This window comes from Vibrio jasicida CAIM 1864 = LMG 25398, from assembly GCF_000400365.1.
Taxonomy (GTDB): Bacteria; Pseudomonadota; Gammaproteobacteria; order Enterobacterales; family Vibrionaceae; genus Vibrio; species Vibrio jasicida.
Genome location: NZ_BAOG01000026.1, coordinates 26,317 through 51,791, shown reverse-complemented (window position 1 = coordinate 51,791; position 25,475 = coordinate 26,317). Strand labels below are relative to the sequence as shown.

The 25,475-nt window shown below is 44.2% G+C and carries 21 protein-coding genes; 13 read left to right on the top strand and 8 right to left on the bottom strand.

What is annotated here, in order from left to right; genetic code table 11:
* Positions 1-3 precede the first annotated feature (3 nt).
* From VJL_RS08450 to VJL_RS08430, 5 genes are all read left to right on the top strand, one after another.
* The gene (locus VJL_RS08450; protein ID WP_038866532.1) at positions 4-1,740 is read left to right on the top strand and encodes a hypothetical protein; all 1,737 of its coding nucleotides are present in this window, start codon (positions 4-6) and stop codon (positions 1,738-1,740) included.
* On the top strand, positions 1,737-2,468 hold the full coding sequence (locus VJL_RS08445) for a DUF3726 domain-containing protein (RefSeq protein WP_038866531.1): 732 nt from the start codon (positions 1,737-1,739) through the stop codon (positions 2,466-2,468). The genes VJL_RS08450 and VJL_RS08445 overlap by 4 nt, the downstream gene beginning before the upstream one ends.
* An 830-nt stretch (positions 2,469-3,298) precedes the next feature.
* Positions 3,299-5,641, top strand: coding sequence for a M4 family metallopeptidase (locus tag VJL_RS08440; protein WP_038877186.1), 2,343 nt, complete (start codon positions 3,299-3,301; stop codon positions 5,639-5,641).
* A 71-nt stretch (positions 5,642-5,712) separates the two neighbouring features.
* Entirely contained in the window at positions 5,713-7,239 is a 1,527-nt protein-coding gene (locus tag VJL_RS08435; protein WP_038877184.1) for a M28 family metallopeptidase, read from the top strand.
* A gap of 143 nt (positions 7,240-7,382) precedes the next feature.
* On the top strand, positions 7,383-7,775 hold the full coding sequence (locus tag VJL_RS08430) for a nuclear transport factor 2 family protein (RefSeq protein WP_081634939.1): 393 nt from the start codon (positions 7,383-7,385) through the stop codon (positions 7,773-7,775).
* A gap of 85 nt (positions 7,776-7,860) precedes the next feature.
* Here VJL_RS08430 and VJL_RS08425 read toward each other — a convergent pair whose 3' ends face one another.
* On the bottom strand, positions 7,861-8,655 hold the full coding sequence (locus tag VJL_RS08425; RefSeq protein WP_038877181.1) for a glycine betaine ABC transporter substrate-binding protein: 795 nt from the start codon (positions 8,653-8,655) through the stop codon (positions 7,861-7,863).
* Between the two features lie 155 nt (positions 8,656-8,810).
* Entirely contained in the window at positions 8,811-9,767 is a 957-nt protein-coding gene (locus VJL_RS08420; RefSeq protein ID WP_038877179.1) for a LysR family transcriptional regulator, read from the bottom strand.
* A gap of 137 nt (positions 9,768-9,904) precedes the next feature.
* Between VJL_RS08420 and VJL_RS08415 the strand changes: the two genes are divergently transcribed.
* The 3 genes from VJL_RS08415 to VJL_RS08405 all read left to right on the top strand — a co-directional run bounded on the left by VJL_RS08415 (position 9,905) and on the right by VJL_RS08405 (position 12,992).
* The gene (locus VJL_RS08415) at positions 9,905-10,918 is read left to right on the top strand and encodes a DUF1254 domain-containing protein (RefSeq protein WP_038877177.1); all 1,014 of its coding nucleotides are present in this window, start codon (positions 9,905-9,907) and stop codon (positions 10,916-10,918) included.
* 33 nt (positions 10,919-10,951) lie between these two features.
* Positions 10,952-12,004, top strand: a complete 1,053-nt coding sequence (locus tag VJL_RS08410; RefSeq protein ID WP_038877174.1) for a DUF1254 domain-containing protein — start codon at positions 10,952-10,954, stop codon at positions 12,002-12,004.
* 118 nt (positions 12,005-12,122) lie between these two features.
* Positions 12,123-12,992, top strand: a complete 870-nt coding sequence (locus VJL_RS08405; RefSeq protein ID WP_227741125.1) for a LysR family transcriptional regulator — start codon at positions 12,123-12,125, stop codon at positions 12,990-12,992.
* A 28-nt stretch (positions 12,993-13,020) separates the two neighbouring features.
* On the opposite strand, the gene VJL_RS08400 is transcribed toward VJL_RS08405, so the two are convergent.
* The 3 genes from VJL_RS08400 to VJL_RS08390 form a co-directional block, all read right to left on the bottom strand.
* Entirely contained in the window at positions 13,021-14,016 is a 996-nt protein-coding gene (locus tag VJL_RS08400; RefSeq protein ID WP_038877170.1) for an ABC transporter substrate-binding protein, read from the bottom strand.
* Positions 14,017-14,221: 205 nt separating this feature from the next.
* Positions 14,222-16,441, bottom strand: coding sequence for a hypothetical protein (locus VJL_RS08395; protein WP_038877244.1), 2,220 nt, complete (start codon positions 16,439-16,441; stop codon positions 14,222-14,224).
* A gap of 276 nt (positions 16,442-16,717) precedes the next feature.
* Positions 16,718-17,647: a sensor domain-containing diguanylate cyclase gene (locus VJL_RS08390; RefSeq protein WP_038877167.1), complete on the bottom strand. Its 930-nt coding sequence runs from the start codon at positions 17,645-17,647 to the stop codon at positions 16,718-16,720.
* Between the two features lie 302 nt (positions 17,648-17,949).
* Between VJL_RS08390 and artP the strand changes: the two genes are divergently transcribed.
* The 4 genes from artP to artM all read left to right on the top strand — a co-directional run bounded on the left by artP (position 17,950) and on the right by artM (position 20,854).
* The gene (artP, locus tag VJL_RS08385; protein WP_095760771.1) at positions 17,950-18,678 is read left to right on the top strand and encodes an arginine ABC transporter ATP-binding protein ArtP; all 729 of its coding nucleotides are present in this window, start codon (positions 17,950-17,952) and stop codon (positions 18,676-18,678) included.
* Positions 18,679-18,766: 88 nt separating this feature from the next.
* A complete protein-coding gene (locus VJL_RS08380; protein WP_038877165.1) occupies positions 18,767-19,498 on the top strand; it encodes an arginine ABC transporter substrate-binding protein in 732 nt (243 codons plus the stop codon).
* A 1-nt stretch (position 19,499) separates the two neighbouring features.
* Positions 19,500-20,189 carry an arginine ABC transporter permease ArtQ gene (gene artQ / locus VJL_RS08375; protein WP_038866518.1) on the top strand — a complete coding sequence of 230 codons (690 nt, stop codon included), beginning with the start codon at positions 19,500-19,502 and terminating at the stop codon, positions 20,187-20,189.
* A complete protein-coding gene (gene artM / locus VJL_RS08370) occupies positions 20,186-20,854 on the top strand; it encodes an arginine ABC transporter permease ArtM (RefSeq protein ID WP_005388569.1) in 669 nt (222 codons plus the stop codon). Before artQ ends, artM begins: the two co-directional genes overlap by 4 nt.
* 84 nt (positions 20,855-20,938) lie before the next feature.
* On the opposite strand, the gene VJL_RS08365 is transcribed toward artM, so the two are convergent.
* On the bottom strand, positions 20,939-21,769 hold the full coding sequence (locus VJL_RS08365; RefSeq protein ID WP_038877164.1) for a LysR family transcriptional regulator: 831 nt from the start codon (positions 21,767-21,769) through the stop codon (positions 20,939-20,941).
* A gap of 118 nt (positions 21,770-21,887) precedes the next feature.
* Between VJL_RS08365 and VJL_RS08360 the strand changes: the two genes are divergently transcribed.
* Complete coding sequence (locus VJL_RS08360) at positions 21,888-22,535, top strand: glutathione S-transferase family protein (RefSeq protein WP_038877162.1); 648 nt, start codon at positions 21,888-21,890, stop codon at positions 22,533-22,535.
* Between the two features lie 45 nt (positions 22,536-22,580).
* Here the strand turns inward: VJL_RS08360 and VJL_RS08355 are convergent, their stop codons facing one another.
* Together VJL_RS08355 and VJL_RS08350 are read right to left on the bottom strand one after the other, a co-directional pair.
* Positions 22,581-24,344: a leucine-rich repeat domain-containing protein gene (locus tag VJL_RS08355; protein ID WP_038877159.1), complete on the bottom strand. Its 1,764-nt coding sequence runs from the start codon at positions 24,342-24,344 to the stop codon at positions 22,581-22,583.
* Positions 24,345-24,739: 395 nt separating this feature from the next.
* Positions 24,740-25,411 (bottom strand): type 1 glutamine amidotransferase domain-containing protein, encoded by a 672-nt coding sequence (locus tag VJL_RS08350; protein WP_038877157.1) that lies wholly within the window; start codon positions 25,409-25,411, stop codon positions 24,740-24,742.
* Positions 25,412-25,475 lie beyond the last annotated feature (64 nt).

Genomic DNA, 25,475 nt, shown 5'->3' with positions numbered 1-25,475 from the left:
AAAATGGATGCACATCGTTCTACTTACACTGAAACAACACTACGCGACGCTGCTATTGTCATGGCGCCAGAAAGGCTAGGGGCTATGCACCAAAACCGAATTAGCTTTGTACGAAGCCTGATTCGTAAAATGGCGAGCCAAGAGTGGCAAGTCAACAAGCATGAATGGCAACTTTGCCCTAGAGGGTTTGGCCATGTGATCTACAAACTGGCGACGCCAGAATACGTTTATCATTTGGTTGTCTTCTGCGATGAAATTGCCGATGAAGAGCGTAATGACCGAGTCATTGCAGAGAAATGGGACGTGACATTCGCGTTAGTGAAAGGCGACGTAAATGTCGAACTTTTAGAGCAGTTAAGAGCTAATGTTCCTTTGCAGGAAGCCGGACGAAATCCAAATAATGTACTAGTTTTAGCGCGAGCGAATAAGAGCGTACGCGTGTTTGAACATATTGTTGCGGCGTTATCTAAAGGCCAACAACCCGAGCCGAAAGAACTGGCGGAAGTAGGGTACATCCTACGTACGACCGCGGTGTATGGAAATGGTAAGTTTGGTATTGCAGATTTCAAGTTGCTTGAGAACAATCCCGATTTCAATCAGTCGTTCAGTGCGCAAATGTGTGCAGTGTATCTATTGCGTGAGTTCAGCCTAGATTGGGTTCATTACTTAGCGCAACAACAGGGTGGCGATAATGCCATCGCACTACATCGTGGGTTACAACGCTATCTTGGTGTGGGGAACGCAACAGGACTGGGCATGGCACCATACCTTATTAACCATCCTTGTATCGTTGACCAATGGATGACGTCGCGTGAACGTGCTATTGCTCAAGTGTTTGCGATGCCTTGCGAGACTCAGCAAGAATCGCCACTAAACGCGTTATTGGCAAAAGCGCAGCGCCACTTAGAGCAAGTGATTACCATCAATCAACATCAAGACCAATTGAATTATAAAGCGATAGAAGACATTAAAGCGTTACAAATTAATCTAAATGCTTTGATTTCGAATCACATCAATTGGGGAGGCTTGATCGAACAAACGACAACAATGAGTTTGGAAGCCCAAGAAATCCTAACATCATGTTTGATCGAGCTGTACCCGTCTTTGGTGGATGAATTTGAGAACCAAATGAATACCGATGAATCTTTGTCGATTCCGGGTGGGAAGTGTGTTCAAGATGTTCTTCAGGTGCTAGAAAGCAAATATCGTTGGTCTATTGATGCCGATTACACACTTTCAGAAAATAACTATTGGTTTTGGTATCGTTCACAAGATAAAGAAGAGCCGCGAATGGGAGTTCGAGGTGAGGAGATTGGTGAAGAGCGAGAGCTGCCACTGGATATAGGTCGACAAGTTAATCGCTACTACCATGCATTGTTGAAATGTCTGCCTGAAACATCACTTGCGGAATTCTTATTGCAAAATCCGCAATACCGAGCGATTACACGACGAGTATGGACCCTTGGTAACCGTGAAATGGGCGACATCCAAATGAATGTGCTGCGAGAAGATGCGCTGCCAATGCATTTGCTACGCTGCAAGCTAGCTGTGTTTGGCGCGACCAAGTTTGACCCGCGTTCAGACCGATGGGTGCGCGTAACCTTCTTCCAAGGCGCGCCGCTCTTGGATGAGGTTCGTGACCCAGCTTATAACGATACATGGATCTTTCCCATCATGCCCGAGCGTGAAGAAATCGCGCAAGGTGACAATCAAAAAATCAGTGGAGGTTTTGCATTATGATCGTCTCGCATAACGAGCTGGTAGCAGCAGTAAACAAAGCCTTTCTTGGTATGCGTCGCCATTGTGGTGAAGCCGATGTGATTGCCAATATGGTTGCCGATTTACAGATGGTTGGTTTGAATGGTGTTCGTCACTTTAACAACGCGAGTTTATTCCTTAATTTGGACTCCGATTGTGCAGTGACTATTACAGGAAATACGGATTCAAGCATCGAAATCGAATTGCATAATGGTAGCGTCGCATGTCATCTGCCTGCAGTGTTGGACTTTGCACTTGAGAAAATGATTAACACGAAATCGGTCACCATTACACTCAAACAATGTCACAATCGATGGTTAGCATACAGTGAGCTCGCAAGGCTTTCAGCAAAGGGGATTGCCTGTCGTGCTCAATGGGTAAACGGGACTAGCCCAAAACGCACCTTGTATGTACTTAACCGAGGGCATATTGCACCAGAGGTTTTTTTCTCTGACCAAGTGGAAGATCACAGTACGGATTACCACAGCATGACAATTGAGCTCTCCGTCAATGATTTTGATATCGAAGCAAGCTCACAAGGGTACTCCATCCACATAGAAGGGGAAGAACTGAGCCGTGCACAAAAGCAATCTTGGGACGAGGGTATTGCTGTCGAAGATGCCGAGTGGGAGACGTTAAAGCAAACTGCTACGGTTTTCCTTGTCGAGAACAGTGAACGTTCTATTCAAGGTGCAGGCGAATTAGTTTGATATTGATGCATTAACGAATAAAAGTGTGAGGTTACCCAAGGGTAGCCTTTTTTATTTTCTTAACGTTGCTCTCTTTCTTAGGTAACTCCACCGTTGTTAATATTATTAAATATAACGAACTTTGGTGGTTATACTTATATCCACTTTGTTTGATTTTGTCCTATCAATAAACATAGTCTTTGTTTTTAATGGTTTTAATAAATCTATCCTTTTACCTCTTGTTTAAAACCTGTTTGTTATTATCTTATTTGTAATTTATCTATTCAGAGTTATTGTTTTTATATTCTCTATGTTGACTACTTTCGATTAATGACCTTTATTTTAATGTGGATTATAGTGGTTGGTATCTACTTTAGTATTACTTAGTCATTTAAATTAAACAGTCTTTAGTGCGATTATAATCATAATCTCAGTGGTGGTTTTTAATTGGGATGGCATTCATTCTGAATTTAAGAGTGATATTTGATTATTGGTTTTTATATTTGAAATTATAAAGTCAATTATGCTAACTTCACCGCTCGGTTCAGTATTGCCCCTCCTTATGTATTTCTAATCATTTAGTGTTAGTAGTATACCTTATTCATAATTGGATAAAACAAACAATATTTTTAAACAAAAATATCTAGTGATAAAAATAATATTTCTTCATTTTATAAATGAGATCTTCTTTCCTAAAAAAAGACCTTGTCATAAATTTGTAATTTTTATTTTTACCAGTTGCATGAATTTGTTTAAGTGATGTATCACAACTATTTTATTGATTTTAATTATCGACTTCGGTGTGTTTTTTTCTGATAGATTCGACTCGAATACATCAAGGAGATAGATAAATGAAAATCAAGAAACGTCTGATAGCTATCGCTGTTGCAGGTGTAATGACGATGTCAGTACATGCAGGTGAATCAGTCACACTAAATAAGCCAGTGAACTTTACCAACTTCTCTGGGCTTAATTCGCAATTAGGTGTTAATAATGCATCTAGCTTTAAACAAGTTAAGAGCATCTACCTAAAGAAGCGTGGTATTTACAAGGTAAAGATTCAACAAAATGTTTGGGGCATTCCCGTATGGGGGCATTCGCTTAATGCGACTCAAAGTTTTAAAGGTGGTGCTTTAAAGGCCGTACAAGGCGATTATTTACGTGTAAACGATTTAGACCGAAGCTTTGTAAAGCCTAAATTGAACCGAGCAGAAGCGTTAAAAGTTGCGTCAAAGAACCTTGAGAATAAAGGTATCGCAGGCAAGTTTCTAAGAAATGTCGAAGATGAGTTATTCATTTATCAAGATGGTAAAAAAACGCGATTGGTTTACGTAGTTTCCTACCTGCTCGCAAACAGCCTTCAACCTTCTCGCCCATTTACCATGTTAGATGCGCACAGCGGCGAAGTTATTGATCGTTGGGAAGGGATTGCTCATGCACAAATCGGTACAGGTCCTGGTGGTAACGAAAAAACAGGCATGTATGAGTATGGCACCGACTATCATTACCTCGACGTACAAGAAGATGGCACCAACTGTGTAATGGAATCGGAGAACGTTGTCACGGTTAACTTAAATGGTGCAACTGAAGGTTCTACACCATACAGTTATGAGTGTCCTCGCAATGAATTTCAAGAAATTAACGGTGCTTACTCTCCACTGAACGATGCTCATTACTTTGGCAATATCGTATTCGACATGTACAAAAACTGGTTCGATACTGCGCCACTTACTTTTAAACTGATGATGCGTGTTCACTATGGAACGGGTTACGAAAACGCGTTCTGGGATGGCCAAGCAATGACGTTTGGTGACGGTGAGAGTTACTTCTACCCATTGGTCAGCCTTGATGTCTCAGCTCATGAAGTGAGCCACGGCTTTACCGAGCAAAACTCGGGGCTGGTTTATGCCAATCAATCTGGCGGTATGAATGAAGCCTTTTCAGATATGGCTGGCGAAGCTGCCGAGTTTTACATGAAGGGCGAGAATGACTGGATGGTCGGCAAAGACATCTTTAAAGAGGATGGGGCATTGCGTTACATGGATGATCCTTCACGAGATGGCTCTTCCATCAACCATGCACAAGACTACTATGATGGTTTGAATGTGCATTACAGCTCGGGTGTTTTCAACAAAGCCTTCTACCACTTAGCAACGACATCGGGTTGGGATACCAAAAAGGCGTTTGAATTGTTTGTGCTCGCGAACCAAATCTACTGGTCACAAGATAGTGACTTTTGGCAAGGCGCATGTGGCGTCAAGAACGCAGCAAACGACTTAGGGTATGACGCCTCTGCGGTTATGGATGCATTCGGCATTGTCGGTGTTGAGCCATGTGCTGAGCCGCCACTGCCGCCAGAGCCAGAATATCAGCGTCTTGAAAACGGTCAATCAGTGACCGTAGATGGCGCAACTGGGTCGAAAACCTATTTTGATATCGAAGTGCCGGAAGGCAAACCTCAACTTACGATCAATCTAACGGTGCCAAACGGTGACCCAGACATTTACGTTGGTTTAGATTACGCACCAAGCTCGAATGAAAACATTTGTTCTAGCTTGTCTGTTAGTGATGAAGTGTGTGTGATTGAGAACCCAGAGCAAGGTCGCTATACCGTGAACGTATTTGGTTACGCTGAGTATGACGGTGCAGAGCTAACGGCAACGTACGACGATAGCAGTGCAAACCTTCCTCCAGTAGCCTCGTTTGATCAGTCTGTCTCTGGCAAAACGGTGACACTTCATAGCACAAGTAGCGATAGCGACGGCAGCATCGTTTCTTACCAATGGAGCCTAGGTGACGGTAGCGCTCAAACCGGCGAAATGGTGACGCACACTTATGCGGCAGCAGGTGATTATGCGGTGACGTTAACCGTAACGGACGATGCAGGCAGTGCCACATCAATCACACAAACGGTGACGATTGAAGAAGGTCAAACAGATGCGTTCCCGCTGAAACTCCACTTCGGTAACAAGTTCCCGAATGGTAAGGCTCGTGTGAAGCTGTCTTGGAAGTATGACACTAACGATTACTTCATTGTTAAACGTAATGGCAAGAACGTAGGTGCAACAGACTTTAAGTCTTACGTCGACCAGTTTGAGCATAACGGCACTATCGACGTGGAATACCAAGTGTGTACTTCGGGCAACGTATGTTCTGAAACCAAGCGTTACCGATTCATCAAACCAAACAAATAACAACGCAATAGCAAAGGGCTCCAGACGGAGCCCTTTTTTCGTCAGTAAGGTTAGTAAAGGAAAATACCAACATGAAAAAGAGTCTTTTAGCATCGGCATTGTTGAGCTGTACGTTGAACAGTAGCGTCGTTGCCAACGAATTGACCGATAAAGGCCAAATTTGGATCACCACCGATGCGGATGCAGTGCACCTTATTACCAAACACGGAGCCAAGGTTTATTCTGATTTCTTTGGTGCTCGTCCAGCTGTGGTCGCAAAAATATCGCCAGATCAATTAGCGGCATTATCCAGTCATATGCACCATGAAAAGCATCGCTGCGGTGGTTATATGGTGCACCCAGACAAAGCCAGTGCATTGAAAGCCGCAACCATGCCAACCACATTGAAGACGTTTAACAAACCGATGATCAGCCATCATGACACGGTTGAGGCTCTCATCAATCAAGTAGAGCCGACGAACTTGGTGAAGACCATAGAAGGCATGACGTTATTTACTAATCGCTTTTATACCACCGTTACGGGTGTTGAAGCCTCTGATTGGTTGCTGGCGCGTTGGAACCAAGAGATTGAAGGAGTCTCTTATGCTTCTGCGGAACAAATTTCCCATCGCGGCTACCCACAAAAATCCGTTGAAGTGACGTTGCTGGGTGCGAAATACCCTGAAGAAATTGTTGTCGTGGGTGGGCACCTAGACTCTACAGCTGGCGCATGGACAGAAGAGGGAACCATATCTCCGGGCGCCGATGACGATGCTTCTGGTATTGCAACGGTGACTGAGTCACTTCGCTTAATGATTGCCAGCGGTATCCAGCCAGACAGAACCATCAAATTCTATGGTTATGCAGCGGAAGAAGTTGGACTGAGAGGCTCACAAGACATCGTTGAAATGCTGAAAAACGAAAAAGCCAACGTGCTATCCGTGTTGCAATTAGACATGACCAATTACAGCGGTTCTGCGCATGATATTACGTTCATCACCGATTATACCGATAGCAACTTGACGGCATTTTTGTCTGAGTTGATTGATGTGTACACGCCTGAAATCACCTACCAGTTTGATCGCTGTGGCTATGCATGTTCTGACCATGCCTCTTGGCACAATGCTGGCTATCCGGCGGCCATGCCATTCGAAAGTTTGTTTGAAGACTACAACCCGAATATTCATACCCAATTTGATACGTTGGAAAATTCAGACCCGACCGCCTCGCATGCCAGTAACTTTGCAAAGCTTGCTATCGCCTATTTGATTGAATCAAGTATGGATAGCACGACTGGCGTGACCCCCTTACAAGATGGTGAGCCCGTTGAGAATTTACGCGCAGGCTATGGAGAAGAACAGTTCTTTAGTTTTGAAACTCAAGAGGAGGGGAAGGTGACCATTTCCTTGTCTGGGCCAAGAAGTGGTGATGCGGATCTCTTTGTAAAATACAACGATCAAGTGTCAGTCAGTAACTTTGATTGTCGTCCATTCCAAAATGGGAGCAATGAACAATGTGTTCTAAATAAACCGGCAGGGACGTTCAGCATTATGGTGCGAGGTTATCGTAATTTCGACCAAACCAGTCTTGTTGTCAGGTTTGAGAAAACGACCAACTGATCGTAAAGAGCACTTCTCATCAAACTCTAAAATGCCGCATGACACAATGCGGCATTTTTGTTTATTCGTTATGAGGTAAATGCTCCGCGCTTTGATTCTCGACTACGCTTTGTAGACGATCGCGAGTTGAATAGGAGAAACCCATGAGCACCTTGCAAATCGATATTGAAGGGAACAAACGTAATGCAATTGCTTTCTATGAGATGGCATATCGAGGAAACCCAAGAAAAGCGGTCGAGCTTTACGTCGGGGACGAGTATATTCAGCACAACCCGTTAGTGGGTAATGGTCCTGATCCTTTTATCGCTTACTTCGAGAGAATGCAGGAAGAGTACCCAGAGAAAGACATTACGTTTGTTCGCGCAGTCGCAGAGGGCAATTTAGTGGCGCTTCATACGCACCAAACGTGGCCTGATGACGTGGAATACGTGACGATGGATTTCTTCCGCTTTGATTTAAACGGCAAGATTGTCGAGCATTGGGATGCTTTGCAAGAAATCCCGAAAGAGTCAGCAAACGGGAACACCATGTACTAACTTAACGTGCTTTACCATGCAATTTAGCAATGGTGTAATGTGACAATGTAAGCAAGGCAAAGCACTATAAACCGCCTAAAGCTTGTTAGAACTGGTTGTATAACCACTCACGTGTCACCGTGTCTAACTCTCGTCCTTCTCGACTGATTTTGTAATCCAATTCCGCAATGATGTCGTTTGAGAAACGTAGCGCGTCCAATCTATTCAGCTCATCTTGAGTAAATTTATCTGATTTGTCTTGGCGCAATAGCAAAACGGCTTTATCGACAATACCCAGCAAACTTTTTGGTTCTGCGATTTCTCGAATTGCGTACTTATAGTGAAGAAATTGAGGCTTCCAAAGTGGCACGACAACCCATTGTTTGTTCTCTACCGCCTTCTCAAATGCAGTAAAGCAATCTTCTTCCGTCCCCGTATGGAAACGGTAACCTGCTTCGGTCAGAGCGTATTGGTCCATCATCTTAATCGAAAAGCGCGTGATGCCCGCTCCAGGGTTGATGCCTTGAATATCCGATTTCATCTTCGCCACGACTTCTGGTTTCGTCAGGTCGCTTACTTCTGATACCAACTCTTCAGGCACGTAATCGGGCACGCCCCAAAGCGCGTATGGTTCGTAGTGTAAGCCCAGTTCTAGCAAGGGTTGTACTTCCTCTACCGATGCTTTGTAAATGCCGTGGCTTGATGGTAACCAAGCCGTAGAAAGCATATCGATTTCACCGGATTTGAGTTTTGAAAAGTTCTCTTCATGAGGTGAATAAACGCGCTCAACCTCAAAGTCCATATCATTGAGCACGTGGCTAACAAGAGAAGCGGTAACGCGGTGGAAAGAAAGGTTAGTGACACCAAGTTTTATCGTTTTTGACGCGTGAGTACCAGTCATACTGAAATCCTTATTATGGAGCAGTGCGAAGGGGAGTCATGCACTGCTTTGTGACGGAAATAGTAGGCTTACTGTGAAGAGGGATAAACAGCGCTGTCTTTGAGTCACTGTCAAAAATGATTTGATAATGACGCGTAAAGGAAAGCGCTGACAGCTCAGGAATTGACTTGGTGTTTATTCGATTGTGCCGCGTTTAGCGCATTTACTAACGAAGCTTGAATCAGTTTCCCCAACTGACTGGCAGCAAATTGATTTGAGTAAAAAAGACCAATCTTCATGGATGGAAGATAGCTGTTCATATCGAATTTGGTGTTGATCGTCGTGTGTTCTGTCGATGCTTTTTGGGCAAACAAATGATTGACGGGCATTAAGGCATCGGAATGCTTGAGCGTTGTCAGGCAGAGGTTGGCGTTGTCGCTGCGCAGAATAATGTTCGAGCTAAGTTTGAACTTACGAAGCGTGTGCTCAATTTTACTGTTCTTGGCCGTGAAGTTAGGAATGATGGATACCACGAGTGGATACTGGGAGATTTCCTCCAGAGTGACAGACTTATCGCAAAGAGGGTGAGCTTTTCGAGCGATCAAACGAAAGTCGGCAGGCAAAACAGACTGGTGAACTAAGTCCTTAGAAACATCTATCGGATAATAATTGATGCCAACCTGAATTTTGGTGTTGAGTATTTGTTGTTCTGTGGATTCCGACCAATTGACCAATCGAACCGTGGCATTGGGAAAATCCTGTTTAAGTTGCAAATACACATCATCGGCTAGGGCATAGTACATCGCCGAACTTATCGCGATGCTGATTTCACCCGAATATGCTTGTGTTGATACTTGGTTGGAATCAGCATAAATGCTCTCTAGCTCAAGCAGCAACGGGGTGACTCGTGAGACCAATTCATCGCATTTCTCTGTTGGTATAAAGCCTTCTCTCGTACGAACAAACAGTGGGTCATTGAGCTGCTCACGAAGCTTCTTCAATCCTTTACTCACGGCCGACTGGGTGACGAACAAACGCTCTGCGGTTCTTGCTGTACTTTGCTCTTCGTGGAGCGTAACCAACAACAGCAATAAGTTTAAGTCTTTATGAATAAACAATTTTTCGTTGAGCATCTCGATTCTCTTTTGGAATTGGCAGGGTGAAAATAAGTCCCTTATGGAATGTTATTGCTTAGGTTAAGGTTGGTCAACAGATAAACATTGGAACCTTAATACTCCTACATAAAGCACTTAACATGAGTACGCTCTCCATGAAAAAGAAACTATTAACGCTTTCACTCTCCACACTTGCCTTAACGGGTGCAAGCCATGTATTGGCTGAAACACTTGTCCCTGTTACTGAGAAAAACTACGAGTTTGCGGAATCTGATCTCGCGTTCAAAAACATCACTAAACTGGTTGGTTCTAACAAGTGGTTTCACTTTCCAGGCCTGACGCCTTTGGATAACCAAACGGTTGTTCGTATGAATCGCGACACCATTTATTCGGGTTATGTTGCTGATTTGTCGAAAGGTGGGAGTATTACCATTCCAGACACCGGCGACCGTTACATCTCGGTGATGGTGGTGCAAAACGATCACTACATCGACCAAGTTTTCTCGACGCCGGGAACGCATAACATTGAGAGCCAAACTGACTTTGCGATGATTGTTGCTCGTGTGCAGATAGATCCAAATGACCCTGCTGATTTGCTTCGAGTAAAAGCCATACAGAATAAACTCAAAGTGGCCACAGGCTCGCACCAAGAGCACATCATGCCGAACTACGATATGACCCAACTAGTCTCTGTCCGTGATGCGTTGACAAAAGAAGGCGCCAAACTGGGCAATCAAAAGAACATGCAAGGCGCTCATGGTGAGGTGGATCCTCGCATGCATATGTACGGCACCGCCATTGGTTGGGGAATGTTGCCTGATGCCGAAGCGCAATACTTTTCTTACTACAGTTCTGGCGAGGTCGCCAATCCAGACAACTGCTCTCAAGCCACTTACCAAGCACCAAAAGTAAAAGGCAATGGCTTCTACTCGCTGACCTTATACAACCACGAAGGTTATATCGCTTTCGATAAAGCGGTTCTGAACAAAAACAACATCGAGTACAACCAAGATGGCTCATTCACGGTGAGCTACGGTCACTGTCCTAAAGGCACTAAGAATGCCATGCCAGTGGCGAAAGGGTGGGATGTCATGATGCGAATCTACAAACCGGATCTTACTCAAACGGAATCCTACCAGTTGCCAGAACCGAAAGTGGTTTCTCAATAACCCATCACACCCTCAGATTTAGGAGTCACCATTATGAACAAAACGATACTAGCGTTATCGACCCTTACTTTGATGTTTACGACAGGGTTACAAGCGAAAGAAGCAACTTTGGACAATGTTGTCACTGATTTTTCCGATCAGCCAACGAAAGAAACAGATTGGTATATGACGCGTTTGCAAAAAGAAGTGCCAGTTAATGCCTATAAGCACAATCGCATCCCATCGAGCAAAGATCACCAGTTCGTGATTCGTGAAAACGAAGACACGATGTACAGCCATGCAATACTGGATGTCACCAAATCGGCAACCATTACCATGCCTGAGTACGATGAATATGCGATTGTTCAGGTAATCGACGAGAACCACTTTACGATTGCAGAAGTCTATCCGGGTCAGACACTGCGTTTGACGCCAGATATGCTGAGCTCTGGTAATCATGTATTCCTAAACACGCGAGTAGCGGCAGCTGATAACCAAGATCCTAAGGCGTTGAAGAGGGCACATGATTACCAAAACGCCATTAAGTTGTCTGCTGAAACTCGCCACCCTTACGTCTCAAAAGGGTTTGCTGAAAAAGAAGTATTGGCTGCGCGAGCGACGGTGCAAAAGTTACGTCCGTTTATCCCTAAACCCTTCGATATTTTTGGCAACAAAGGTCAAGTTGATCCTATGTCGTTTGTGATTGCCTCTTCGGCTGGATGGGCGGGTTTACCCTCTGATGCGGCGGTGTACTTGCCACAAATTCCGGGGAACAAAGGGGAAACGCAATGCAGTTCTTTGACCATTAATCCGCCACCGCTTCAGTACGATCGTCACGCATTCTTCAGCATGACGGTATACGACAAAGATGGCTGGATTGCAGATGATGATTTTGCGGTTTCGAGCAAACGCATGACGCCAAATGAAGACGGTACTTACACGTTCCGCTTTAACTGTGAAGGACAAGCCAACAACTTAACCGTCAGAGAAGGTTGGAGCGGGTTATTAAGAATGTACTTGCCGACATCTAAGCAAGCGATTCAAAACTATGTGGTGAACGACTACTTGAAGCATTCTCGCTTGGTGAAAGGGGCGGGTAAGCAGTAGTTCTGTCTCTTGCTGCCAATAGTCGGTAACCAATTAGCAATAACCAACGAATAATGAGTCACTGTTTATGGCAGTGGCTCGCTTTCGTTTTAACTCAATACACGCGAAGCAAATGCTCATGCCTAAGCCCATTGATTTGAACCTAATCAACACCTTTCTCGTCGTAACGGAGAGCCAATCTTATACTAAAGCGGCTGAGCAACTTGGTGTCACACAACCTGCCGTCAGTGCATCGATTCGGCGATTGGAACAGGCCTCCAATAAAAAGCTATTTGTAAAAAGCGGGAGAAGTATTGAGCTGACGCATACGGCACAAGAGCTACTGCCACAATTGAGACAAGCGCTGAGTATCATTGATAATGCGATGACTAAACCGCAATCATTCAAAGCCTATTGTTGTGACTTACCTTTATTAGGGCTAAGCCCTATCGACAATGTGATCTTTCATGAATCCACACAAGATGCTGGTGAGCTGTGTGACTTCCTATACCACCGAAAAGCCGACATCATTATTGGCAGCATTGGTAATAAACCTACTTCAATCATTGTGGAAGACCTTCATCAAGAACCGTTTGTAATTATTGGTCGAGCGAATCATCCAAGGCTTGGTAAAAGGCTTGATATCGATGCGTTTCACAACGAAAAGCATTGCGTTCTCTCATCCACTTGGAGTGTGGAAACTGAGTATGAAGCGGCATTAAACGTGACGATTAAAGCGAATCAAATCGAAGTGGTGACATCATCTTATCTTGGCGTGCTGACTAACGTAGCTCAGCGAGACTGTTTGGGTGTTGTGCCTTTGTCGGTGGCGAAAAGGTGGGGAGATGCTCTCAACATTCGTTACTTTCAGAGTCCGTTTCCAAGTGGCCAATTTACGTTTCAGATCGCTTATCACAAACGACACGCGGACTGTGCAGAGCATCGGGCAATACGGCGAGTGCTAAAAGAAAGGTTAAGTCTCCCCCTGTCATCACAGCATTATTCTTGAGCCGTTAACAAGGGGAGTAAGTAAAGAGTTAAATCGCTTTTTCTACCTTCGCAGCCACGTCTGTCGATACCCATGTTTTCCATAGTTCAGGATAGGTTTCGAAGAAGTAGTACATCGCTTCTTCTGCGTCCGCTTGGTTATCTTCCATCCATGCAAGTAACTGACTCATCTGCCGATTGGTGAACCCGCGTTTTTGCAAGTAGGTGTAAGCTTGTGGCTCTTTATTGGCAAAGGCTTCGGTTGTAACGGTATGAACCGGTGAAGGTGGGTACATGGTCACTTTTGGAGATTCACACTCAGGTTGCGTTGTACAGTTGCGGTATTCTTCCACATCTGTGCCGCTGCCGAAGTCGACTTTCACCATGTCATACTTGCCCAATACGGGCGTCGGTGACCAGTAATACCCGAACCAAGGTTTTTCACGTTCATAAGCTTTCGCGATAGTGCCAGCCAGCGCCGCGCCCGAACCTGGGTCAATCATATCGAAGCCGTATTTCTCGAGTTCCATAGCATCAAATAAGTGCCCGGAGGTGATTTGGCACGTCCAACCGGCAGGGCAGCTGTAGAACGCAAATTTCTCGTCATCTTCTGGGTGCTCAAACAACTTGGCGTGTTTAATCACACCTTCAATGGTTGCCAGTTCCGGAGACTGCTTTAGCAGATAAGAAGGAACCCAAAAGCCTTCCTCGCCACCATTGACCAAAGATTCTCCAGCGATGCGCAAGCGCTTATCCGCAATGCCTTTGTCTAACGCTTCCTTAATTCCGTTGGTCCATAGCTCAGGAGCAATATCAGGTTGGCCTTTTTCAATCATTGAGGTGCCAGTCGGTACGCTATCACCCGGGATAAGTTCTGCATCGCATTGGTAGCCTTCATTAAGAATGAACTGGTCGATGTGCGCCATTAAACTCGCCGAGTTCCAGTTCATATCCGCTATGGTGATTTCACCACATTCACTAGCATAGGATTGAGCAGAAAAAGCGGACAGCAGCAAAACGGAAAGAACAGACGGTGTTGTCTTCATGTGACTGAATTCCCTTATCATTGTCATTTGATTCAGTATATCCACAAGGTTTATGAAGATTCAGAGAACAGGGCGTTATCTGTGAAGTTGAAAACGAAGAGAATCGGAAGATTAAAACGTTAGGCCCGCGCTCTCCCGTTAACGCCGAAATCAGCAATTAGAATTGGGAAAGAGTGGAAGTCAACGCTATGCTTGGCATGCCTAATCAATACAGCAAAAACAGCCCTTCATAACCTCCAATCTCTATTTGCGATACATACTCGCCAATGTTGCCATTTCTATCTATTGGTCTCATTGGCTTATCTAAATGGATGGTGATTTTCGGCGCAGAGAAATAGTCCACGCTCTTGCCGAAAAAGTCGGTGCGGTACAACACTCTGCCTTTGCTGAACTCACGAGCTAACACCATTTCTGTTGGGCCTTGAGGGACTACATTGGTTTCTGACTGATAAGCAAAGTATGTATAGGTAGGCAATACGTAAGCTAACCCATCAGGAAGATCGGCATGAACGACTTCATTCATAGTTGAATCACCAATGATGGTGTAATCCGAAGGAGTAGGCGTGCTGGTGGACATCATTAACGGGGTCGCCATCATATTCTCTGGGACTTGATTCGCTGGGGCTCCTAAATCGATAGCAAGCAATGCACTAGGTTGATAAGCAATATTCTTTGGTACACCAGCCTTCCAAAAGTTATCGGCGGTGGTGTTATTACTTCCGTACTGATAACTGCTGTTCCATTGGTTAAAGTAGCTACGGTCAGGATGATGGTTTAAATAGAACGCGGCCAGTGCAGAATATTGGTCCTGTTTCCAATTCTCTTCCGTGTTACCAAAGTATTGAACGCGACCATGACGAGTTGTCGCTTGAAAAATCACCTTTTGATCGGCTTTGGCTAGAGCTGAATTATCCCAAAATTTGGCTAAACCGGCATAGCCGCTAAAGCCCGTAGAAGGAAATAGATAGTGCTCACGTAGATACAATGAACCGGCGTTGATTAAGTGTGACTGACCATTTCTTCCGTACAGATTTGCTGTCCCAATGTTTAGGCCAATCAACGAATCTATGTGCAGTGTCGCGAGTTTGTTTAAAAATGCCGAGAACTGTGCTTTATAGAGCTCATCGGCATCTTCACTACCGGCCACAAAGCCTAGTTCCTCAACAGTACCACCAGAGTAAACATAAAACTGATTGGGACCGATGAGTTTGTTCGTATCGTCATTGTAAGCACCATTCAAACCTTGTTGTGCCCACTCTGTTTGATAATAATTATGCATTGCTTGAGCAAATTGTGGATTGGTAAGATTGGTCAGTGCCCATGATGAGCTTTGGTTCCACATACGACCAAATGGGATCACGCGAGATTCCCATCGGAAGCGGGCAGTGGCTTGCTTGTTCGTGCGATTTTTATACTCACTCCAAGAGAGATAGTTGTCTTGATTTAAGTCTGCTGATTTGTCAAAACCACGGATTTTCCGCCACCCTTCAATAGATTGACCGTTGTACGTTGTTGTTGGTGCATCGGACAGGTTCACGATCTTGAAGGTGTTTTTTAACTTCACTTCTTTTAAGCGAGGGCGATGATCGACGTTGTCACCTTGCCAAGTAATTTTAATCGTGTATAAACGCCCTCCATCGCGCAAAAACGTCGAGCCAAAATACTGACCACCGCCATAGCTCAATCCGCTACCATCATGGGTGGTAGCTCGAATCCAATCTGAAGGAACCGACCAAATGACGGTTTGGTTTTTGGTCATGTTTTCGGTTTTGTCTTTCTTAATATTGACGCTTTTCCATTGCGATACTTGACCAAATGCATTGGCGGCAGAAGGGTACTCAATCTTGAAAGTGCCGCCTTGAGCAAACTGAGAGAATTTAAATACTAAGCGGTCGAACTGCTCGGAATGGTAGACATACAATGCGCCACCATTATTGGTTTGTTCAAACACATCTGCATCCCAAGGCGGTTGCTGGTAGAGCGAAAAACCGGCATGGTCGGCACTTGCTGTATAACCGACAATCATTGGTTTTCGATTGAGCAATGTGTTTTCACCATGGGTTTTATCGACTTCTGCAATGATGGTGTCTTCAGAAAAATGCAGAAAGTAATCTTCGTAATCGATGCCATTTAAGTCTGCTTGATTACGAATTGTGTTTTCCAGCCAACTCGAATTGAGCTCTAGTTTTTGGTTGTACATGTAACCAATGGCGTTAACGCGTTCGTTATCACTTTTGTTTTGATAAGCACCAAATACAACATCGGCATTATCCAACTCCCATTCAAGTGCCGCGGCAGCGGAAACAGGAGTGTCTCGCAAATCGATACCTTGCTCATGTAGTCCGGGTAATATGACCGCAGTGCTGGCCAAAATAGTAGGCGAAAGAAGGCTCAAAGAACCAAGCGCAAGACGATATGGCTTCATCATTGATTTGTCCCTATCAAAAACGTCGATAACTCAAATTGCGAGTCAAAATACGAGAAAAGTATTAGCGATAGGTATGACCAATTCAAGAAATGGCCGGAATGTAACTGCTTTATAAATTCTTTATGGTTCGAATAATCTTTGTGAATCAGCTTCTTCTAAAGTAAGTATGGGCATTCTCAATTTTGAATCTTGAAGGATAGGGGATTTGCTACGCGAGATTTTTCTCAAAATGAGAGAGTTAGATAGTAGCAATTGTTGGTTCAAAGTGAAGACCTAATCAGTTGAGCCGTGGATTAACCTGAAGTGTGTTGCTTTGTCTCTGCCGGTATTTTTGGAGTGGTATAGAGCTAAGTCTGCTTGGTGAATCAAGTCTTTAACAATGTGATTTGCCACCCCATAAGATAGATGTGAGGAGTTTTTTGTAAAAGTAGTCGCTCCAAAACTACAAGTAACCTTTTTATAAGGTGATTTTAGTTTGTAGAGAGCGTTTTGTAATCTGCGTATCAAACCCAGAGCGGATAACTCATCGGTTCGTGGTAACAATAAAATGAATTCTTCTCCTCCATATCGAGCAATGATGTCATCAATACGCTTAGTATTATTTAGTAAGCTTGAAATTATGGTGAGAATTTCATCTCCTGCTAGGTGCCCGTATAGGTCGTTAAAAGTTTTAAAGTTATCAATATCAACAAGTACTAGTGAGAAGGTGTGATCGCCTCGCATAATAAATTCAAAAATACTCTCAAGAAACTTTCTTCTATTAAATAAACCTGTCAGGGGATCTTTATACGCCATTTCTTGCAACGACTTATTCATACTAACTAGTTGCTTATTGTTGAGGTCAGAATAGCTGCTTGAGTTTTTTTCAGAAGTAATGTCCTTGGCTACCGCGTATAACAACCCTGTTTTTCTTTCTGGATTCGAAGTCCATAGCAGATCTTTGTAGTTTCCCGATGAACAAATGTATCTATTGCGAAATGCAATTGTAGGTATACCTAATGATAATTTTGATACTTCTTGAATTGTTGCTTGTATATCTTCTGGATGAACAAATTGCATGAAGTCTCTGTCTACTAATTCAACTTTTGACCAACCAAGTGTTTTTTCAAAGGCATCATTGACATATTTAAATTGCCCCTCAAGAGTGGCAACGCAACACAAATCGATAGACATATTAAAAAAATGCTCAAGGTCGTAATCCATAGGTGTTGCCTGCCTTAATTTATGCTTAATACTCGCGAGAGGAATTTTACAAAACAGAGTCTAGTACATCGTGTTGAATAAACTAGTCATATGCAACGTAAATCACAATAAATGTTGAAATAATTGATCGATATAACAATTGCGGTGTGTGCATATCTAAAATCTAACTAGTCAGATGCTCTGCTTTGGTGGTTTATTCTCATACAAAAAATTAACAATCTAAATTTTTATACATTTTTATTGCATAAAATCTCTTTCTTGCTAGTATAACTCCCAGATGACAATTAATGCAGTATGGCAGCATGAGTATTCAAGTTAAAAGTATCAATAAGTCTTACGGCGATACCCAAGTTCTACACGATGTCAGTTTTAATTGTGAAAGCGGTGAAACGCTGGTGTTACTCGGTCCAAGTGGTGCAGGGAAGAGCTCTCTACTACGTGTTCTTAACCTTCTTGAAGGGGCGGATAACGGCCAGTTAAACATCGCTGATGACGCATTCGACTTTTCAACTGAAATCAAAGAGAAGCAAGGTTTAGCGCTTCGTCGTAAAGTGGGCATGGTGTTCCAACAGTACAACCTATGGCCACACATGACAGTGATGGAGAACCTGATTGAGGCTCCGGTAAAAGTTTCTGGCATGGATAAAGAAGAAGCGAAGAAGCAGGCAATGCAAATTCTCGCAACGCTGCATTTGGCAGACAAAGCGGATGCATGGCCGATGCAACTTTCTGGCGGTCAGCAACAACGTGTGGCGATTGCCCGCGCACTGATGATGAAACCAGACGTGTTGCTCTTTGATGAGCCTACCGCAGCACTTGACCCTGAAATCACGAATCAAGTGGTCAAAATTATTAATGATTTAAGCGAAACCGGAATTACACAAGTAGTTGTGACCCACGAGGTGGATTTCGCCAAGAAAATCGCGAGCCATGTTCTATACCTAGAACAAGGACACATCGTAGAACACGGCACGCACGACGCATTTGTTAATCCGCAAACCACTCAGTTTGCCGATTACCTAAATCACTAAATTACGTTTTTAAAGTTCAGTCTATTTAACAGATAAGCTCGGCTGTCATTGCGAGTGTCAGCCCACTAAGTACACACGGAGTATTGCAATGAAAAAGATTCTACTAGCTTCACTAATCGGTCTTGTCTCAGCGAACGCAGCAGCACAAGAAGAGATCAAATTCGCGATGGAAGCGACTTACGCACCGTTCGAATACATGGATGAAAACAACCAAATTCAAGGTTTTGATGTGGATCTGGCGAACGCACTATGTAAAGAAATGGAAGCAAAATGTACCTTCCACAACCAATCTTTTGACAGCCTGATCCCTGCATTAAAATTCAAGCGTTACGATGCGGCTATCTCTGCAATGGATATTACTGACGCGCGTTTGGAGCAAGTGAACTTTTCTGACCCTTACTACGACAACTCAGCAGCGTTTGTTTCTATCAAAGAAAAAGTGGCCGATCAAAAAGCACTAGAAGGTAAGCGTGTTGGTGTTCAAAATGGTTCAACACACCAAAGCTACCTGATTGAGCAAATGCCAGGCGTAACAGCGGTTCCTTACTCAAGCTACCAAGACGCATTCATCGATATGAAGAATGGCCGTATTGATTCTGTATTCGGTGACACAGCAGTCGTAGCAGAATGGTTCAAGAAAGAAGATAACCTAGCGTACGTGGGTGAGCACGTTACTAACCCTAAATACTTCGGTAACGGTTTCGGTATCGCAGTAAACAAAGGTAACGACGAGCTAGTGAACAAGCTGAACACGGCTCTGAAAACAGTGAAAGCGAACGGCCAATACGACGTAATCTACAACAAGTACTTCGGTAAGTAATATGGCACTAACGGGTTATTCTTTATCGCTTGTTCAAGCTAGTTGGATGACTGTCCAGCTAGCCTTCACAAGCCTTTTAGTCGGTTTGATTCTGGCAGTGGTATTCGCCAGTGGTGAAATGTCTCGCCGTGTTTTCGTTAAATGGCCAATGACGGCGTTTGTGACGATTGTACGTGGCTTGCCAGAAATCCTTGTCGTGTTATTTATCTATTTTGGTTCGACGCAGGTTTTGTTTTTAATCACCGGCGACTTTATTGAAGTTAGCCCGTTCTTGTCTGGCGTGGTGGCGTTGTCATTGATCTTCGCTTCTTATGCTTCTCAAACTCTACGTGGCGCATTGAAAGCGGTTGGAAGAGGGCAAAGAGAGGCAGCAAGTGCACTCGGCATCAGTCAAGCACACGCTTTTGTTCGAATTGTTTTGCCACAAGCAGTAAGGCATGCACTGCCAGGTTTAACTAACCAATGGTTGGTTCTGCTAAAAGATACCGCACTTGTATCATTGATTGGTGTAACGGACTTGTTGAAGCAAGCGCAGTTAACATCAGCCGCCACGCACGAAGCCTTTACATGGTATGCAACGGCCGCTGCAATTTACTTAGTGATTACGCTTGTTACGCAACGTGCAGTGAAAGTGATTGATAAGAAGTTCTCAATTCAAGGCATGAGCATGGGACAGGAGGCGACCGCATGAACGAACAACACGTTTGGCAAATGCTGGATGGCTTAGGCACTAGCCTTCAATTGACCGCCGCTTCTTTGGTGGTGGGCTGTCTCTTAGCTCTGATGATGACGCTGACTCTGATCCTACGTACTCCGGGTTTGCATTGGGTAAGCCGTGGCATCATCACCTTGTTCACAGGTACACCTTTGTTGGTGCAGATCTTCTTGGTGTACTACGGTCCGGGTCAGTTTGATGCAGTAAGAGAAAGTGTATTCTGGACATGGTTAAGCCAACCTTGGTTCTGTGCGATGTTAGCGCTAGCGCTGAATACTGCCGCGTACAGCACTCAGTTGTTCAAAGGAGCGTTTAACGCGATTCCTTCTGGCCAATGGCAAGCGTGTCGTGCTCTGGGTATGAACAAAACGGCAACGCTGAAAGTGCTGTTGCCATACGCCATTCGTCGTGCTGTTCCGGCTTACTCGAACGAAGTGATTTTGGTCTTCAAAGGTACGTCCCTAGCAAGCACGATTACGATCATGGATCTGATGGGCTATGCGCAGCGCATTAACGCGCAAACTTACGATACGTTGACGGTATTTGGTATTGCTGGCGCGTTCTACCTAACGGTGAATGGTGTGCTGACTCTCATTTTCCGTCAGGTAGAGAAGAAAGCATTGGCGTTCGAAGCTGCGTAATTCCTAACGTCACATTCAATTTCACGATGCCTCTGCTTACTGACTCTCAAGCAGGGGCATTTTTTATTTGTATCGTATTAAAGCTCAAGCCATTAATTCAACCAATTGCGTTAAGCATTCTTTGTCCAGTATTGGATGAGGCTCGACACTTGTGACCAAAACGATATCCACTGAAGGCAGCGATGGCATATCGTCTAAGATCTTAAGATCCTCGCTAACGCTAATACTGCCCATCGCACCGATAGCCATGCCTGAACGTACAATCGCTCGTTGTGCAGAGGCCGTATTGCAACACGCCAGTAATTGATAAGGAATACCACGTTTGGTTAATCCGTCTACCGCTGCCGCATGGTATTTACAGTCGGTTTGGAATAGGGCGAGAGGGAGAGGTTGGGCTTGCTCGATGTCAAAGTCAGGGTGAGCAATCCACACGCCTTTGTCGCTTGCTAGCCAGTATCCTTCTTCACTGTCCGGTGCTCTTGTCACAATAGCGGCGTCTAGCTTTCCTTCATCCAGCTTTTCTCTCAAGGTGATGCTTGGCTCACTGAAGACTTGAATCGAACACGTGGGTTCAGATTGTTGTAATACACGAATGACTTTAGGCAGGATATTGTCGTTGTAATCTTCTGGACAACCTAAGCGAAGAGGACGCTTATTTTCATAGCGTTTCACCTGTTTCAGCGCTTGATTGTGCAAGCTGACCAATTGTTCGGCATGAGAGCGCAGTGCTAATCCTGCTTCACTCAATACTAGGTTGCGGCCTTCTTTTTCAAACAAACTGACACTGAGTTCGTCTTCCAGTTTACGCATTTGTGCACTGAACGCTGATTGGGTGCGATTGATCTGCTTGGCAGCACGAGTGAAACTTCCTGTTTCGACAAAAGCCAGAAAGCTGCGTAACGCATCGATATCCATATCTAAAACTCATCCATCGTTTTTGTTGAAGTGTTCCATCAAAACTATCCGTTAGTCCCCTTAAATACAATCAGATATTGTGATTGGGTAATCAAAACACGAACCGCATGGAGGCGTCATGAAACTGTTTATTGCTAACCAAAACTACTCAAGCTGGTCACTGCGCTCATGGCTGATCTTTTCTCAATTCAAACTGGATGTGAAAGTCACCAAGCTCAAATTATTCACAGAAGATTTTTACAAAACCTTGGAAGGTATTACACCAACCGCGAAAGTACCTACCTTGGTGGATGGAGGTGCAACCGTGTGGGATTCATTAGCGATTTTGGAATACGTTAACGAGCAATACTTGCAAGGTAGAGCATGGCCAAGTAAGTCTGCAGAACGAGCTAAAGCACGCGCCATTGCCTCAGAAATGCATTCGGGTTTCTTTGACTTAAGAAACGAACTCCCAATGAACATTCGCGCGCGCAGAAAAGTCGATCTAACGGATGGTGTACGTAAAGATATTGCACGCATTGACGCCATTTGGGCAGAGCAAGCCAAGCTGCATCCGAATGGTTGGCTATTTGGAGAATGGTCAATCACCGATGCCATGTATGCACCAGTGGCATTGCGTTTCCAAACTTATGGCATAGAGCTATCGGAAGGTGCCAAAGCCTACCAACAGAAGGTGCTAGCAAGTGAAGCTTTACAGCAATGGCTGGAAGAGGCGAGCCAAGAAACGGATATCGTAGAAGAAGATGAAGCAGGGGTAGAAGCTTAACGGCACTAGAGCCTCACTTGATGGGAGGCTCTATTCAAAAACACCTTATTTACTTTTCATACATTGAAGTACTTCTGTTCGCTCGAAATGATTTTCTTCTGCGTAGCTCCCCATTAAACACCCTGTATAAAAGAGAAAAGCATTTTTCAGAGCGTCTTTACTGTCAAACTTGCCCTTTTGTTTTTTGATTTCTTGAGCCATTACTGACTGGCAGCTCTTGGTATAAGGCTCAAGAGCTTGTTCACATTTACTAGTACTATCGAACCCAAAACAGCGCTGAAAGGCGGTTTCTTTACAAACATAACTAGAACCTTTGCTGAATAAGTTTTGCATGACCAGTGCTTCCTTGATTGAAGTGAGTTCTTTCGGATCATCCATATTGACTAGCTGGAAGGCTTTTTTTGCTACCACGCTATCGCGGTAAAGTATCTCGAGTTTCCAACGGCCGGACACCAGCTCGCTTTTATCGCCGAAATACCACATCGCGAGGTTACGATCATGCTTAAACATGGTGTCAGGCCAAGTGGATTCGGTGAACCCTTTGCCCGTTTTAGGATCGACAATCTTTGGATGCGTCATCCGGACGGTAATGGGGAATTTGTTGGTTTTTGCAAGGCTAGGCTCTACTTCACCCTGTGCATTCTTGGGCAACGTAACCGAGTATCGAAAGCCAATGTACTGGCCGAGTTTTGGCATCACCATTTGTGTTGGAGTCAAGGTGTACTCATTTCCCTCTTGCGTTATTACACCACCTTCAATGATGCTGACACGAGGAGATAGTAGGTTTGAGATGTTTTTCTCTTCGCTTGCTTGAGAGGTTGTCGTTAGAGTGGCGGCATAAGGTGAACCCTCGACTGAAAACAGATCAAACTCATGACCTTTAGGCAATGTAATATCATAAAGTGGGTTGTTGAATGCTGTGAACTTCTTCAAGGCCAGTTGTTGAGTCAGGTCCAGTTTGGTCAATTTATTATTGTTTAGCTCTAGTGACTTTAAGTCTGGGTTTTTACCCAATTGGAATTCGGCTAACTGGTTATAGTCTGCTTTAACTTCTTGCAGCTGTGTCTGCTGGCTTAAGTCCAAACTGGTGAGCTTATTATTGCGCACGTTAAGGTGCTTAAGATTCGCGTTTTTCGACAAATCAATCTCTTGCAATTGGTTTGATTGAAGAGATACGTGTGAAAGCTTTGGGTTATGGCTTAAGTCGATCGTAGTTAGGCTGCCACTTCCAAGAAAGAGCGTCTTGAGTTCGGAGTTTTGGCTAACGTTAAGCTCTGTCAGTTTATGGGCACTGAATCCAAGGTCGCGCAACCGTGATAGGTGGCGAACGTCTATTTCTGCAATAGGCATTTTGTAGGCGTAGAGACTTTTCAGCTTCGAGTTCTTATTGATGTTGAGCTGTGTCAGGTTGTTTTCTGAAACAGTCAGAGTTTCAAGCTCCGGGTTATGAGAGAGGTCGATATCTGTCAATTGGTTGTTCGCCAAGATCAGGCGTTTGAGCTTTGGATTATTTGTAGTATCGACGCTTTTAATACTGTTATTTAGGAGAATCAGGTCTTCTAGTGTAGGGAAAAATTTAATTTCTTCCACAGAGCTAATGTTATTGTTGGAGCAGTCGAGTTCGGTCAAAATATTTGGTGAAGACGCTTCGTAGCCAGAAAAGCAATCAGCAAAGTTTGGGTCGACGAACTGAATGTCTCCAATAGTTTCTGGAGTGGAACAATAAGCAAAACCGGATAACGCCAAACCACTTGTTGCCATCACCATTTTACCGGATAACCGGATTCGGTTTACCACTGACGCCTTCATATATGAATCCTTTTCGAAGTATTTTCTTTTTAGTTTTAGGTGCTCAATTGCCTTGCCGTTAGTGAATACGGTTTCGACAATGAATAGAGCAACATTGAATAGATCTTTAGCAGTTTACGCAATTTCTCAAAATAAAACTGTAGGTAAACTACCGGAAATATTAGCTTTTTCATCTAAAGTTTTCGAATGGTGATCAAGGTGACGTCGGTGGTTATGGCGTGGAAGGGGCGAATTGATATCGGGATAAACATGTGAAGCACAGCTACCATTATATTCGCAGGTCTAACACTATACTTCACAGGTTTATGGCAGTACTGAGCAGCGAACATTAAAGTCGTGGAAGTTGCTATATGGCATCTACCACGCTCTATATCCGCTGCTTAACAATCGTTTGATTACCCCAATAGTTCCACAATTGCTTTCCCTACACCGTGTGCGCTAGTTGGGTTTTGACCAGTGATCACACGTTCGTCTACAATCACAAACTCTTGCCACGGCTGTACTTTTGAGTAGCGTGCCGCGCCACGTGCTAGGGATTCTTCCAAAAGGAAAGGGATATCATTGATGGTACCAAAGTCGATTTCTTCTTCACGGGTAAAACCTGTCACCGATTTAGACGCAAGCAGTTTCTCTCCATTGCTAAGCGTGATAGGCAGTAGGGCGCCTGGACCATGACAAACGGCTGCAACGATGCCGCCATCTTCATAATGCTTTGCAGAGATTTGTGCGAAATCTTCATTGGTCGCTAAGTCAGAAAGTAGACCAAAACCTCCTGGGTAGAAGATTGCATCGTAGTTGTCAGCGTTGATTTGTGAAACTGGAATCGTGTTGTTGACACGGTTTTGGAAATCATCATCAGCCAAGATTTTTGTGTTTACCGCATCACCTTCAATGTTTGTTCCATACAGTGGGGCTTGGCCTCCTTTGATAGAAGCAATGTCGTAATCGAAGCCCGCACCAAGTAATTCTGCAAGTGCATGGGTGAGCTCTGGTGCGTAGGTGCCGTTTGCTTGATCGGTTTCGCCGAGTGTCGCGTGGTTCGTTACAACAATGAGTACTTTCTTCATGATGGGGTCCTTTTGGGTTGCTGTATTTTGTTGAGCACCTTCATACTAATTGCTAATCAGATAG